Source organism: Acinetobacter sp. CIP 64.2, from assembly GCF_000369645.1.
Classification (GTDB): domain Bacteria; phylum Pseudomonadota; class Gammaproteobacteria; order Pseudomonadales; family Moraxellaceae; genus Acinetobacter.
The window spans coordinates 804,707-818,882 of record NZ_KB850122.1; the positions used below are offsets into that span (position 1 = coordinate 804,707).

General features: G+C 41.7%; 12 protein-coding genes. 4 read left to right on the forward strand and 8 right to left on the reverse strand.

Going from position 1 to position 14,176, the window contains the following annotated elements:
- Positions 1-10: 10 nt before the first annotated feature.
- Complete coding sequence (locus F895_RS07320; protein WP_005242041.1) at positions 11-1,027, reverse strand: aspartate carbamoyltransferase catalytic subunit; 1,017 nt, start codon at positions 1,025-1,027, stop codon at positions 11-13.
- Positions 1,028-1,275: 248 nt separating this feature from the next.
- Positions 1,276-1,647, reverse strand: coding sequence for a hypothetical protein (locus F895_RS07315; RefSeq protein ID WP_005242044.1), 372 nt, complete (start codon positions 1,645-1,647; stop codon positions 1,276-1,278).
- Between the two features lie 285 nt (positions 1,648-1,932).
- Between F895_RS07315 and rlmKL the strand changes: the two genes are divergently transcribed.
- A complete protein-coding gene (rlmKL, locus tag F895_RS07310) occupies positions 1,933-4,137 on the forward strand; it encodes a bifunctional 23S rRNA (guanine(2069)-N(7))-methyltransferase RlmK/23S rRNA (guanine(2445)-N(2))-methyltransferase RlmL (protein ID WP_005242045.1) in 2,205 nt (734 codons plus the stop codon).
- Here the strand turns inward: rlmKL and F895_RS07305 are convergent.
- Positions 4,130-4,570: a hypothetical protein gene (locus tag F895_RS07305; protein ID WP_005242048.1), complete on the reverse strand. Its 441-nt coding sequence runs from the start codon at positions 4,568-4,570 to the stop codon at positions 4,130-4,132. The genes rlmKL and F895_RS07305 overlap by 8 nt on opposite strands.
- A gap of 168 nt (positions 4,571-4,738) precedes the next feature.
- Entirely contained in the window at positions 4,739-7,318 is a 2,580-nt protein-coding gene (gene clpB / locus F895_RS07300) for an ATP-dependent chaperone ClpB (RefSeq protein ID WP_005242049.1), read from the reverse strand.
- Positions 7,319-7,581: 263 nt separating this feature from the next.
- Between clpB and F895_RS07295 the strand changes: the two genes are divergently transcribed.
- Positions 7,582-8,382, forward strand: a complete 801-nt coding sequence (locus F895_RS07295) for a peptidoglycan DD-metalloendopeptidase family protein (protein WP_005242051.1) — start codon at positions 7,582-7,584, stop codon at positions 8,380-8,382.
- Between the two features lie 70 nt (positions 8,383-8,452).
- Here the strand turns inward: F895_RS07295 and F895_RS07290 are convergent, their stop codons facing one another.
- Positions 8,453-8,875: an OsmC family protein gene (locus F895_RS07290; protein ID WP_005242053.1), complete on the reverse strand. Its 423-nt coding sequence runs from the start codon at positions 8,873-8,875 to the stop codon at positions 8,453-8,455.
- 148 nt (positions 8,876-9,023) lie between these two features.
- Here F895_RS07290 and crp point away from each other — a divergent pair, with 148 nt between their 5' ends.
- Positions 9,024-9,731, forward strand: a complete 708-nt coding sequence (gene crp / locus F895_RS07285; RefSeq protein WP_004654102.1) for a cAMP-activated global transcriptional regulator CRP — start codon at positions 9,024-9,026, stop codon at positions 9,729-9,731.
- Positions 9,732-9,929: 198 nt separating this feature from the next.
- Positions 9,930-10,709 carry a M48 family metallopeptidase gene (locus F895_RS07280; RefSeq protein WP_005242054.1) on the forward strand — a complete coding sequence of 260 codons (780 nt, stop codon included), beginning with the start codon at positions 9,930-9,932 and terminating at the stop codon, positions 10,707-10,709.
- Between the two features lie 53 nt (positions 10,710-10,762).
- Here the strand turns inward: F895_RS07280 and F895_RS07275 are convergent, their stop codons facing one another.
- The 3 genes from F895_RS07275 to F895_RS07265 form a co-directional block, all read right to left on the reverse strand.
- Positions 10,763-11,641 carry a class I SAM-dependent methyltransferase gene (locus tag F895_RS07275; protein ID WP_005242055.1) on the reverse strand — a complete coding sequence of 293 codons (879 nt, stop codon included), beginning with the start codon at positions 11,639-11,641 and terminating at the stop codon, positions 10,763-10,765.
- A gap of 95 nt (positions 11,642-11,736) precedes the next feature.
- Positions 11,737-13,257 (reverse strand): flavin-containing monooxygenase, encoded by a 1,521-nt coding sequence (locus F895_RS07270; RefSeq protein WP_005242056.1) that lies wholly within the window; start codon positions 13,255-13,257, stop codon positions 11,737-11,739.
- A gap of 93 nt (positions 13,258-13,350) precedes the next feature.
- The gene (locus F895_RS07265) at positions 13,351-14,175 is read right to left on the reverse strand and encodes an SDR family NAD(P)-dependent oxidoreductase (protein WP_005242057.1); all 825 of its coding nucleotides are present in this window, start codon (positions 14,173-14,175) and stop codon (positions 13,351-13,353) included.
- Position 14,176 lies beyond the last annotated feature (1 nt).

Consider the following 14,176-nt stretch of genomic DNA (forward strand, 5'->3'; position numbering starts at 1 on the left):
GATCTATCCCTTACAGTGCAATCGCTTCAATTAAACCTTGTTCTTGTAACTGCCCTTGCATTGCAAGTGCCAGTACTGCCATACGAACAGCAATACCATTGGTGACTTGTTTCAAAATCACTGACTGATCGCCATCGGCAACACTCGAATCAATCTCGACACCACGGTTCATCGGGCCTGGATGCATCACAATACAATCAGGCTTAGCCAGTGCCAGACGCTCTTTGTTCAAACCATACATTTTGTAGAATTCAGCTTGTGAAGAGAGTGCTGGCGAGTCAATACGCTCATTTTGGATACGCAAGGCAATAATCACATCACAATCTTTGACACCTTCATCCATTTTATTAAACAGACGTACATGCTCGCCATATTCATTAAAACCCACTGGTAATAGAGTATTCGGCGCAATCACACGAATATCTTTACAACCCAGTGTCTGCAATGCTGCGACATTAGAACGAGCCACACGTGAATGCTTAATATCACCGATGATGGCAACACTTAACGCTTCAAATGGTTTTTTGGTTTCACGGCGGATGGTTAACATATCCAGCATCGCTTGGGTTGGATGCGCGTGGCGCCCATCGCCTGCATTAATAATCGCAACTTTTGGACACACATCTTTGGCAATAAAATGTGCTGCCCCAGAGGATGAATGGCGCACCACGAAGATATCTGCTGCCATCGCCTCCAGATTCCAGAGCGTATCACGTAAAGTTTCGCCTTTAGAGGTACTTGAACGTGCAATATCAATATTCAGGACATTAGCAGACAAACGTTTTGCTGCAGCCTCAAAAGTAGTACGGGTACGAGTAGAGTTTTCAAAGAACAGATTCATCACCGTTAGCCCTTCAAGCAACGGACGATTGATCAAATTATTATTTTCATCTAAAAAGCTTTGCGCTGTATCTAGAATCTTGGTTAAGGTTTCTTTGGAAAGACCTTCAATGGTTAAAAAGTGCTTGAGATTTCCTTGTTGATTGAGCTGGATCTGACTCAAAGTATGCAATGCCGCCAAGTGCATAAGAGATTCCTAACACGTTAAGTTAACGCATTATACAGACTTTGGATTTCATTCGCAGTTGAACTTTTCAGCACTTAAGTAAAAATCTTTTAGATTTTTTCATGATCTTATTTTCTAATTGCTCTAGATAAGATTACTTTTTGGTTTTTAAAATTGCGCTGCCACCTGCTAGTTAAACCACACAAATAAGGATGTCAGTACCTTGACTACATCCTTTGCTTATTTTATATTTTTTAATGACTTATAATCTATCTTAATGCACCAATATAGTGATGATGTACCTGTGCCTGATAAATTTCTTCATCAGTAACTTCCATGGAATAAGTTTCTAAAACCTCAACAGGCTGTTTCTCGGTCGCGGTTTTTGTCTCCACAACCAATGGATTTGGCTCAGGATATAAATCAATCAGTGGGCTTAAACGATGTACAAAACGTTCTAACTCTGGGTCCTGAGTTGTTAAAGCAATATCCAGCACATGCTTGGCATAATCTTTATTGTTAACCAGATACATTACATCGATTACACGTCCACAGACCCGTCTTAAACGGACATACATTTGAGTTGCAATCGTAAACGCTTCAGCATTGACCAATACTTCGTTTTTCATGCTTTCCTTCATAACATCCTCACAGCCATCAAATTAAAATTCTTAAATTTCATCAGTTTTAATTAAAATTACGTCACTGATGTGCTGTGAATATAGAAGCAAAAGCTATACCAACTCTCTAATAAAGTTCAGAATAAAAATGATATATCTCACATTGCAAACAAATTAGGACAGCAGAAATTGAGCAAAAAATGTAATGAATCGCTGATAAAGCTAACAATCACACAAATATGCACCGACAGAACAAACAAAAATCAGTTAAAATAGCCAATTGCTAAAAATGTTTTGGAAATTTGAATGAACGCTAAACCACGTCTAACAGACTATTGGGTGACCTGTGCGGACGGGCTTGAAACCTTATTACAACAAGAGCTTGAAGATTTAGGCATTCAAAATATCCAACGTTTTGCAGGACGACTGGTTTTTAAAGGTAGCCTCGAAAATGCCTATCGCGTTTGTATGTGGTCTCGTCTTGCCTCTCGTGTACTTTTGCCGATTCATACACATGAGCTAGAGCATACGCATGATGCACGTGATGTCGCAGAAGAACTTTATGAGGGTGCAATCAACTTTGATTGGTCACTGATTTTTGCACCACAAAGTACCTTTGCCGTTCGTTTGCATGTTGAACGTGAAATTAAGGTCAATACCCAATTCGCCACCCTACGCGTCAAAGATGGCGTGGTTGATTCCTTTATGGAAGCAGTGGGTAAACGCCCAAGTATCGATATTAAACAACCTGAAATTACCCTTTACGTTTTAGCTGGTAAAACAGAACACACCTATTGTTTAGATTTATCAGGCGATTCACTGCATAAACGTGGTTATCGTCATTTTATGACTGATGCCCCGATCAAAGAAAACTTGGCTGCAGCGATTCTGCAAAAAGCCCAATTAGCCCAGTATCAACCTGATATTATCCTTGACCCAATGTGTGGTTCAGGCACATTTATTATTGAATCACTCTTGATCTTGACCGATCGTGCACCTGGTTTAGTTCGTCGTTTTGGCTTCAATGGCTGGCATGGACATGACCGTGATCTATGGCTCTCACTCAAAGCGGAAGCAGCAGAGCGTCATCAAAAGGCTTTAGAACAACCTTTACCGAAATTCTATGCCTACGATGCGGATTGGGAAGCGGTCAAAGCCACTCGCCAAAACATCATTGCTGCTGGTTTTGAAAAATTACTGGATCAGATCCAAATTGAAGAACGTACGCTGGCAGATTGGGATGACTTCCACGCCGAAGGCAAAAAAGCCTTTATCGTCACCAACCCGCCTTATGGCGAGCGCTTAGGTGATAAAGCGTCTAGCCGTTCATTCTATTTAGGTTTGTCTGGACTATTACAAAAGAATTTCCCAAATCAGTCTGTTGCTGTGATTGCAGCACAAATTGAACAGGCAGATGTACTTGCTATCAATGATCCACAAACACTACGGTTGATGAATGGTAAACTGCCGATCTACATCCGTTTTGGTACAGTCAAACCTGCAACCGTCACCCAGCCTTTCCTCACGAACTGGCAACCACAACAGTTTGAGAAAATTGAAGGTGCCGAAGACTTTACCAACCGTTTGCAAAAAAATATGCAAGCCTTGAAAAAATGGGCTGTGAAAGAAAATGTATTCTGCTTACGTTTATACGATGCGGATTTGCCTGACTTTAATGTCGCAGTTGACTTATATGGTGATAAATTACATGTGCAAGAATATGCACCACCAAAAAGCATTGACCCAGAAAAAGCTAAAAAACGCTTTAACTTGGCGCTTGCAGCTATTCGTGCTGTGACAGGTTTAGGCCGTGATGCCATCTTCATTAAAACCCGTGCACGTCAAGCAGGTAGTAATCAATACACTAAACAAAGTACCGCATCTAAACGTTTTATCGTGCAAGAAGGCAAAGCGCGTATCTTGGTGAACTTGACCGACTATCTAGATACAGGGCTATTCCTCGATCACCGTCAAATTCGTTTGCGTATTGCCAAAGAAGCGCGTGGTAAACACTTCCTTAATTTATATAGCTATACCTCTACCGCAAGCTTACATGCTGCGCTCGGCGGTGCAGCCAGCACCACCAGTGTCGACTTGTCCAATACTTACCTAAGTTGGTCAAAAGAAAACTTTGTCTTAAACGGCTTAACTGTAGATCATGCCGATGAACAGCATATGTTCTTTGCCAGTGATTGTTTTGAATGGTTAAAAGAAGGTCATGAACAATATGACCTGATCTTCATTGATCCACCAACGTTCTCGAATTCGAAAAAATTCTATGGAACTTTTGATGTACAGCGTGACCATGTATCCCTGCTCAAACGTGCAATGAATCGTTTAACCAGTGATGGAACCTTGTACTTCTCAAATAACTACCGTGGTTTTGAGCTGGATGAAGAAATTGAGGCGATGTATCAAGTTGAAGAAATCACCTCCGAAACGATTGGTCTAGATTTTAAACGCAATCAAAAAATCCACCGTGCCTGGAAAATTCAGCACCCTGCTATCTAACGACCAGTTCGGCTTTAACATCATCGTTATAAGTCACATGAACATTGCCTGAATCGAATTCGTAAATCATGTATCGATCAGACGGTTGCTCATGTGGCTTGATGGTGGCTATCCTCTTGTCTCTCGGATCAACCGCCATCACTTTCTTCTGTTCTTCATGCGGCGATAACACGCCACCCAAAATGGTGTTGACACGAATTTCGCCTAAGTACTTATCACTCAGGCTCCGTTGTGAGCGCCAACGTTCTTCCTCAGGTTTCAAGGCATCCTGTTGTGCTTTAATGAGAATACTGGGCAGCGCATTGTTCAGCATAGCGGTTTGTAAGGCAAGAGTTCCCTCATTCAATGGCTGAGCAGCATGCAGCATTGAAGTTAAGACGATCATCAACATAATTACACCAACACTTTTGCAATGATGTCTATTCTTTTCCATTGTAATTCATCCTGAATTTTTTTCTTATTTGTTCAGAAACTAGCAAGTTTTTTATAATGTCGCAATGTCATTGGTAATATTCCTGCAAAAATCTGACCAATTGCACCAATATAAAAAAAAGATGGTGATTTGCATCACCATCTTTTTTGTCAATCCTTCACATTTAACTTAGCTCAGTTTTACTTTATCGAACACCAGATGACTACCTTCACCTTTGATCAAAATATTATCTCCAGGCTGGAACTCACCAGAGAGTATTTTCTGAGCCAAGTTATTTTCAACTTGCTGTTGAATTGCACGTTTTAGTGGACGCGCACCATATACCGGATCGAAACCAGCATCAATCAATATATCAAACGCCGTATCATCCACAGTTAAGCCCATATCACGATCACTCAAACGTGCGCGTAAACGATCTAACTGAATATCCGCGATACCACGAATCTGTGCTTTTTTAAGTGAATGGAAGATCACCAGTTCATCAATACGGTTAATAAACTCAGGACGGAAGTGCTGCGTAACAGCATTCATGACTACAGTACGAACTTCATCATCTGTTGCCCCTTCACCCAGTTCACGCACATCTTGTGAACCCAAGTTAGAGGTCATCACAATCACCGTATTTTTAAAGTCGATAACACGACCTTGCGAATCGGTCAAACGTCCATCATCTAACACCTGTAGCAAGATGTTAAACACATCGGGATGCGCCTTTTCCACCTCATCAAATAACACCACACTATAAGGCTTACGGCGGACTGCTTCAGTTAAAACACCACCTTCTTCATAACCCACATAACCTGGAGGTGCACCCACCAAACGACTGACCGAGTGTTTTTCCATAAATTCGGACATATCAATACGAATCATGGCATCATCACTGTCAAACAAGAAGTTTGCCAATGCTTTGGTCAGCTCCGTTTTACCCACACCTGTTGGCCCAAGGAATAAGAATGAGCCGCTTGGACGGTTCGGGTCAGATAAACCTGCACGTGAACGACGGACTGCATTCGACACGGCAACCACTGCTTCATCTTGTCCAACCACACGGTTATGTAAGAACTCTTCCATATTCAGCAGTTTTTCACGTTCACCTTGCAGCATTTTCGCCACAGGAATGCCTGTTGCAGCACTGACCACTTCAGCAATTTCATTTTCGGTGACTTTGGTACGAATCAGCTTCGGCTCTTCATTTTCCTCAGCCACTTCGGCTTGTTCCAAACGCTTCTGCAATTCTGGAATCACACCATATTGCAAACGCGCTGCTTCTGCCAAATCACCTTCACGTTTTGCCTTCTCTAAAGCAACACGTGCCTGATCAAGTTCAACCTGCGCCTTCTTGTCACCTTCAACCAGTGTTTTTTCAGCTTTCCAGATTTCTTCCAGATCGTTGTATTCTTTTTGCTTCTCAGCAATTTGCTGCTCAAGATGATTGACTTCGGCTTTACTGCCGGCATCTTCATCTTTTTTCACTGCCTCCAATTGCATTTTCAACTGAATTAAACGGCGATCAAGTTTATCTAGAGCTTCTGGCTTGGAATCAATTTCCATTTTGATACGAGATGCTGCTTCATCAATCAGATCAATCGCCTTATCAGGTAACTGACGATCGGTGATATAGCGATGTGACATCTTCGCTGCAGCAATAATAGCCGAGTCCAAAATTTGCACCCCATGGTGAGTGGCATATTTCTCTTTGAGACCACGTAAAATTGCAATCGTATCTTCAACACTCGGTTCATCGACCAATACTTTCTGGAAACGGCGCTCAAGCGCAGCATCTTTTTCAATATACTGACGATACTCATCCAAAGTGGTTGCACCGACACAACGTAATTCACCACGTGCTAACGCAGGTTTCAACATATTGCCTGCATCCATTGCACCATCGCCCTTACCAGCACCGACGAGTGTATGTAACTCATCAATAAACAGGATGATCTCGCCTTCATGTTTAGCAAGGTCTTTAAGTACTGCTTTTAGACGTTCTTCGAATTCACCACGATATTTCGCACCTGCAAGCAATGAACCGAGGTCTAATGACAATACACGTTTATTCTTCAGGCCTTCAGGTACTTCACCATTGACAATACGCTGTGCCAAGCCTTCCACAATCGCAGTCTTACCCACCCCAGGCTCACCAATCAATACTGGATTATTTTTGGTACGACGGGACAAAACCTGAATGGTACGGCGAATTTCATCGTCACGACCAATCACAGGATCAAGCTTGCCTGCTAAAGCACGTTCAGTTAAATCAATGGTATATTTATTCAGTGAATCACGTTGATCTTCATGATTGTTGCTCATGACTTTGTCATTTCCTCGAATATTTTCAATTACTTTACGTAAATTCTCTGGTGTTACACCAACGCTGTTTAAAATCGTTTTGGTTTCACCCGTTTCCGCTAAACTTAACAACACCCAATCGGTAGATAAAAACTCATCTCCTGCCTTTTGTGCATAACGGTCAGCTAAATTCAAGGCCTTTACCGCTTCAGGATTCAGATTGATATCACCCGTAGGATTGGCCAAGGTTGGCGCATTTTGCAGGGCTTGTTCCAGTTTTTGCTTTAACTCTGGTAAACGAGCGCCCGCTTGTTGCAACAAACTCAGATTGGCAGGTTCTTCAAGTAAGGTAGTCAGGATATGAATTCCTGCAATTGAAGTATGATCCTTACCCATTGCCAATGATTGTGCATCTGAGAGTGCTTGCTGTAAGCGGTTTGTAAATTTTTCAAATCGCATTCTTGTTATTCCTCACAACAAATTTTTAACTTATCACTAAGATGGGAACGATTTTTAAAATTTCAAATAAAAATTATATATTTTTCAATATTTTATAAAAATATCAAGAGATAAAACTCAGTAATAATATGGGTGTATAAACAATCTATTTCAAGTATCTTTTGTATAATTTTTCTGTCTATTCTGTTTTGCACAAAATCCTTATTGTGATTTTAAGGCGAACGTTTTAGCTTAACGCTTTGCTTTAACTAAAAATGCTCATCATGTCGCTAAAAACAATTTTGCTCGCTGTTGCTTCCCTACTTCCTCTTCATGCTGCGTTTGCACAGCTGCCACAGGACTCAAGACGTGCTGGTGGTATTGCCGTGATTCCATTACCCTCCAATACAATGCAAGTCTTTTATCAACAAAAACCTGTTCTGATTTCCCAAGAAGGGTCTCAACGCTATGCGGTATTTGGCATTCCCCTTTCTACACCTTTAGGAACTTTAACCTTAACCACCAATAACGATCCGATTCAGGTAGAGATCAAACCGTATGCATATGCGGAGCAACGCCTTAACGTCAAAAATCAGGACTATGTCAGTCCTAATCAAGAACAACTTGATCGATATGCCAGAGAAGCCAAAGAGCAGAATGATATTTACAGCTCATTTACACCGAGCGCATGGACACAATTCCCCAATTTTATCCGCCCTACTGCAGGGAAATTCAGCAATTCGTTCGGCCGTAAACGATTTTTCAATGGCGAAGAACGCGCACCGCATTCTGGTCTAGATATTCCTGCACCTGTTGGACAAACCGTCATTGCGCCTGCAAATGGCGTCGTGATAGCAACAGGCAACTATTTCTTTAATGGGAATACGGTACTGATTGATCATGGCCAAGGCTTGGTCAGCATGTTCTGCCATTTGAGTAAAATTAATGTACAAAAGGGGCAGCAGATTCGTCAGGGAGAAACGCTTGGGTTCGTCGGTAAAACTGGACGTGTCACTGGACCACATTTACATTGGGGAATGAGTCTGAACAATGCTCGCGTAGATCCACAATTATTTCTAAAATAAAAAGAAAAGCTTATAAAAAAGTGATCTATAAAAATAGATCACTTTTTAGTAGAACTTAATAATTTATAACTTAAGCAGCTTCAATAATTTCAAAATCATGGGTGATTTCAACACCGCCATCTGAAAGCATTTTACTGGCTGAGCAATATTTCTCGGCGGAGAGTTCAACGGCCTTTTCAACTTGCTTGGTTTTTACTGCTTTGCCAGTGACCACGAAATGCAAATGGATTTTTGTGAATACTGCTGGAATGGCATCTGCTCTTTCTGCTTTAAGCTGACATACAACATCCGTCACATCTTGGCGAGATTTCTTTAAAATCGTCACAATATCAAACGAAGCACACCCACCAAGTCCCATTAAAATCAACTCCATAGGACGTGGACCACGGTTTTCACCTCCATATTCAGCAGAACCATCCATCACCACAGTGTGGCCACTTTCTGATTTCGCCTCAAAAGCAACATTCTCTAACCAATGTACACTTGTTTGCATTGCAACTACCCGAAAAACGTTATAAATTTACTCTGTTCTTGTACACTAACATAAAATGAGTTGATAAGGAATTTCATCTCTTCTGTGTAGAAAAGGCTCTATCAAGAGTCTGTGCGATCGGTTTTATCCAAATTCGGAAATTTTAAGCATGACTTCAAATTTTTCACAACTTAGCACTGATGCTTTATCACCAGGCCAACTGCCTGAATCAGTAAAAGCTCTGCTAAAACGTGCTCATATTAATAGATACCCTAAACGCACCACGATTGTTGACGCTGGAACGGAATCAAAATCACTGTATTTAATATTAAAAGGTTCAGTGTCAATTATCTTACGTGAAGATGACGAACGAGAAATCGTTGTTGCTTACCTCAACCCTGGTGATTTCTTTGGTGAAATGGGGCTTTTTGAAAAGAACCCTCAACGTACCGCAGAAGTACGTACGCGAGATGTCTGCGAAATTGCAGAAATTTCCTATGACAATTTCCATGAGTTAAGCAAGCAATACCCAGATTTGAGCTATGCAGTATTTGCCCAGCTGGTACGCCGTCTTAAAAACACCACACGTAAAGTGACTGATCTGGCCTTCATTGATGTGTCAGGTCGTATCGCGCGTTGTTTAATTGACTTATCTGCACAGCCTGAGGCAATGATTTTGCCGAATGGCCGCCAGATTCGTATCACCCGCCAAGAGATTGGTCGAATTGTCGGTTGTTCTCGTGAAATGGTTGGCCGTGTCCTCAAGACACTTGAAGATCAAGGCATGATCCAGACTGACGGTAAAGCCATCCTTATTTTTGATGCTTCTCTAGAAGAAAACACCTTCTCTGAAGATGAATATGATGATGAGGATTAATTTGATCTGAGATCGGATTGATTCTAACCAAGCCAGTGCCTGTCACTGGCTTTTATTTTTGAGCAAACAATAAGCTTGGCTGATTACATAATTACAATGATTATAGAGCTATTCAGAATATTAACTATCGCTAACATTTTCTATAATCCACCCTGATCACGACTATATTCATAAGATACTGATTTGGAGAGAATAAGTATGAAGAAATTCGCTTTGAGCCTTTGTGCTGTAACCGTAATGACAATTTCTGGCTGTGCCTCTTTCGCAGACATGGCTGGCGCAGATAGCGCAACTTTAAATGCTCAATCAGCACAAAGTTTCTCAAAAATGACTCAGGAAGCACGTGCAAAAAATCAGCTGGATAGCAGCTCAAGTACGTATCAGCGTATCAATACTGTATTTAACCGCTTAAAACCGTATGCGGATCAAATGAACCAGACTGGTCAGCGTTTTGATTGGCAACTGGCTGTATTAAAATCTGATACCGTGAATGCTTATGTTGCACCAGGCGGTAAAGTTGTTTTCTATACCGGTATTGTCAACAAGCTCAATTTGACCAATGATGAAATTGCAGCGGTGATGGGACATGAAATGACTCACGCGCTTGAAGAACATGCCAAAAGTAAAATTGGCGCTCAAGCGTTAACCAATCTTGCGATTGGTATTGGTAAATCTTATGCTGGCAGCAGCATTGGTGATCTAGGCAGTGCTGCAATCGATTTAGGCAGCCAAGTGGGTATTGGTCTACCTTACTCTCGTAATTTGGAAAGTCGTGCCGATTACGGTGGTTTGATGCTTATGGCAAAAGCGGGCTATAACCCAAATGCAGCAATCAGCTTGTGGGAAAAGATGAATCGTTTAGATGGCGCTGGTGCTGGCGGCTCGTTCTTGTCAACTCACCCATCTAACAGTCAGCGTATTAGCGATATGCGTAAAAATCTTCCTGCAGCCATGGCTGTTTATAATAATCGCCGTTAATCCATACGCCCTTAAATGCTCAAATGCATTTAAGGGCTTTTTATTTAATTACATCAAATACTCTGCAACTGTAGATGTAACATATGTGTCGCAATGGTATGACGGATATGATCAGGACGAGCATGAAAATAACGCTCACTCAAACCATTGCCAGATAAATCCTCAATAACGATATAACCCATTTGCGTGACTGCCTGATGCAATGCCTTGGGTCTAAATTGCCCTTTTAAAGGTTCTTTCAGAAAACGGGTAAATTGAGAGACAAACAAAGTCCCCAAACGCTCTATCCCATCCAACTCGCGATAATCAATCGAATAATCCAACACCACTTCACTCTCTCTCACTGCAATCTTTGCAATACTAGCCAAGGTTTTCAACGTCGTTTCAGGTTCCAGATAATGAGTTGTTCCCAGCCATGAGAAAAAAGCAGTATGCTCCTGTTGAAAAGTGCTGCGTGCCAATGCATCAGCAATCGACTCCTTTTCAAAATCGATGGCAACAAATTCCACATTCTCTGGCAGCTCACCCAATTGATGTAGTTTGTTTTGTTTAACGGCTTGGGTATCAGGATGGTCGACTTCAAAAATCCTGAGTTGTGGATGCTGCTGTGCTTGTCGCAAGGCAAAAGAATCCAATCCAGCGCCAACCAGTACATATTGCGTTACGCCTCGTGCTATGGCGGCCTTGAGTTGATCTTCAGCATAACGGGAGCGTCCAACCACCTGTCCTGTCAATAAGCCTAAAGTACGGTTAAATACAGCTGAATTCATCACCTTAACTGTCAGTGGCGTGGTCAGTAATTTCTTCCAGCCCCTGCTGGTCAACTCAAGCGCAAAGGGATCTGAAAACACTGGGTTATTCGCATTTTGAAAATGATTGGCACGTAATGCTGCCGCAGCCTCAGCAGTTCGGCTCGACTGTCCTTCTTTCATCTTTTTTTTCCTGTATTTCTTTCTATCTTGCAAAAAATAAGCAGCAAATTCCATCACGAGACAAAATTTACTGCTTTTGATGATTAAGCTAAAAATCAGTTGGTTTTTTCAGTTTGATAGGTCACTTGGTAATCATTTAAATCCATCTGTTTTAAACGTTGCTTTAACTTCTTCAATGACCAAGGCCAAGCAGCAAAGTTACGGCCATTGGCATCTAAATAATAACTCTTACAGCCACCTGCATTAAATACCGTGGTTTTTAGATGTTTTTGTACCAATTCATTATGCTGCTTAATCACTTCAGGCTTAATGTTGAGTTTGGCAATGCCTTTGTCTCTGATCTTGAGTAAACCATCTACAATGTAGTCGAGTTGTGCTTCTGCCAAACCAATAAAAGAGTCATAGACCAACACATTTGGTCCCAATACCAAGAAAGCATTCGGTACATTTTCAATACTGGTGCCTAAATAGGCTTCCGGTGAACTGCTTTTCCACAGATCATTCAATATCTGCCCTTTTTCATTGCTCACACGTTTGCCAATCGGTGGATGGGATACTTCAAAACCAGTTCCCCAAATAATCACATCCACTTCGTGACGTTCACCATTGGCAGAAACTACCGTATTCCCTTCAACTTTTACCAGTCCATGCGGAATAAGCTTAGTATTCGGCTGCTGTAAGGCTGGATAATAGTTGTTAGCGAATAAAAGACGTTTACAGCCGATGGTAAAGTTCGGCGTTACGTTTTTGCGTAATTCAGGATCTTCGATCTGGAAACGTAAAATCAGTTTGGCTAATTCACCCACAGGTTTTAACACAGCTGGATTACGTAAACCAAAGTTAATCGCATTCAGTGACTGCGCAACCGTTTTGCGCCAGGTTTTTTGAATCAATGGGAATTTTTCAATTAGTGCTTTGCTCACATCACCAAGGTCAGTGTCTGGCTTAGGCACCACCCACGGCGCGGTACGTTGATAGACATATAAGTCTTTAGCTAAAGGCTGAATCTGAGGTACAAACTGAATCGCGGATGCACCAGTCCCAATTACTGCAATACGCTTGCCAGTCAGATCGTAGTCATGATTCCACTTTGCCGAATGGAACATTTCTCCTTTAAAGGTCTCTAACCCATCAAGCTTAGGAATTTGAGCCTCGGTAATTGGCCCTGTAGCAAAAATGGTGGTCCGGGCCAAGAATTGCCCTTTATTGGTGTCCATGACCCATAAATTTCGTTGATTGTCCCATGCCGCATTGAGCAACTCAGTACCAAACTCTATTTTTGAGCTCACCCCAAAATCTTGACTGACTTCTTCTAAATAGCTCAGAATTTCAGGTTGACGAGCAAATAAATGGCTCCATTTTGCACTTGGTGCAAAAGAGTATGAATACAGTGCCGATGGCACATCACAGCCACATCCTGGATAAGTATTTTCACGCCAGGTTCCCCCCACACGTGTCGCTTTTTCAATAATCTTGTAATTGTTGTACCCTACTTGATCAAGGCGAATCGCAGTTGCAATCCCTGAAATACCTGCACCCACAATAAAGGTGTCATAGATATGTTGTGGTAATGCCTTTCCTTCAGCTGAGTTTAATTTTTTTGCTTGAGCTGTCATTTAAAATATCCTTTATTCATCCAACTGAAATATGCAAATTGCCTGTGCTGTTTTCGCTTATTTCAATACTTAAAAATGTGTCTTCACTTTGGGTTACTTCATGAATCGGTATGAGTTACCCAAGAATTTGGCATATAAATTCGGAGCAGTACGTTTCATTAACCAGAATAGCTTGGCATCAATTTGTGGGATGGTATAAAGCTGATCTTTATCCAAACGGTCTAGTGTCAATTTTGCCACCTTGTCACTGGTGGTAAATGCCAAATTGGTCAGTGCATAATCCAGAATACCTTTATGTGGAACCTTGCCATTTTTAATGATGTTGGTCGGTACCAGCGTCGGACAAAGTACATTCACCTTGATATTATGTTTTCGAAGCTCGGCAGAAAGCGTTTCCGATAATGCACGTACCCCCGCTTTGGTCACGTTATATGCTGTCATTTCAGGTGCAGCGGTATATGACGCTGCAGAGGCCACATTAATAATTGCACCATGACCAAGTTGCTTAAACTTCGGTACAAAATAGTGGCACCCATGGATGACTCCCCACAAGTTAATGTCAGAAACCCATTTCCAGTCTTCCAGCGAAGTTTCATCAAACTTGCCACCTAGCCCCACACCAGCATTGTTAATGACCAATGTAGTTGGATGCTGCATTAACTGCTCCGCTTGCTCTGCCAGTTTTTCCACTTGCTTGGCATTACCAACATCACATTTCACAGCAAAGGCTTTTGCTCCTAGGCTTTCAATTAATACAACAGTTTCTTTGGCTGCCTCTAGATTGATATCTGAACAGACCACTGTGCCACCACGTTTTGCCAACTCAAGCGCAAAACTACGACCAATACCGCTTCCCGCACCAGTCACCACAGCAAATGCCTTTTGGCTTGGTTTGTTTTTTTTCCCAAATAATTTCATT

Coding starts and splice junctions, on each gene's coding strand:
- F895_RS07320 (WP_005242041.1), bottom strand. CDS start 1,027: ATGCACTTGGCGGCATTGCATACTTTGAGTCAGATCCAGCTCAATCAA.
- F895_RS07315 (WP_005242044.1), bottom strand. CDS start 1,647: ATGAAGGAAAGCATGAAAAACGAAGTATTGGTCAATGCTGAAGCGTTT.
- rlmKL (WP_005242045.1), top strand. CDS start 1,933: ATGAACGCTAAACCACGTCTAACAGACTATTGGGTGACCTGTGCGGAC.
- F895_RS07305 (WP_005242048.1), bottom strand. CDS start 4,570: ATGGAAAAGAATAGACATCATTGCAAAAGTGTTGGTGTAATTATGTTG.
- clpB (WP_005242049.1), bottom strand. CDS start 7,318: ATGCGATTTGAAAAATTTACAAACCGCTTACAGCAAGCACTCTCAGAT.
- F895_RS07295 (WP_005242051.1), top strand. CDS start 7,582: ATGTCGCTAAAAACAATTTTGCTCGCTGTTGCTTCCCTACTTCCTCTT.
- F895_RS07290 (WP_005242053.1), bottom strand. CDS start 8,875: ATGCAAACAAGTGTACATTGGTTAGAGAATGTTGCTTTTGAGGCGAAA.
- crp (WP_004654102.1), top strand. CDS start 9,024: ATGACTTCAAATTTTTCACAACTTAGCACTGATGCTTTATCACCAGGC.
- F895_RS07280 (WP_005242054.1), top strand. CDS start 9,930: ATGAAGAAATTCGCTTTGAGCCTTTGTGCTGTAACCGTAATGACAATT.
- F895_RS07275 (WP_005242055.1), bottom strand. CDS start 11,641: ATGAAAGAAGGACAGTCGAGCCGAACTGCTGAGGCTGCGGCAGCATTA.
- F895_RS07270 (WP_005242056.1), bottom strand. CDS start 13,257: ATGACAGCTCAAGCAAAAAAATTAAACTCAGCTGAAGGAAAGGCATTA.
- F895_RS07265 (WP_005242057.1), bottom strand. CDS start 14,175: ATGAAATTATTTGGGAAAAAAAACAAACCAAGCCAAAAGGCATTTGCT.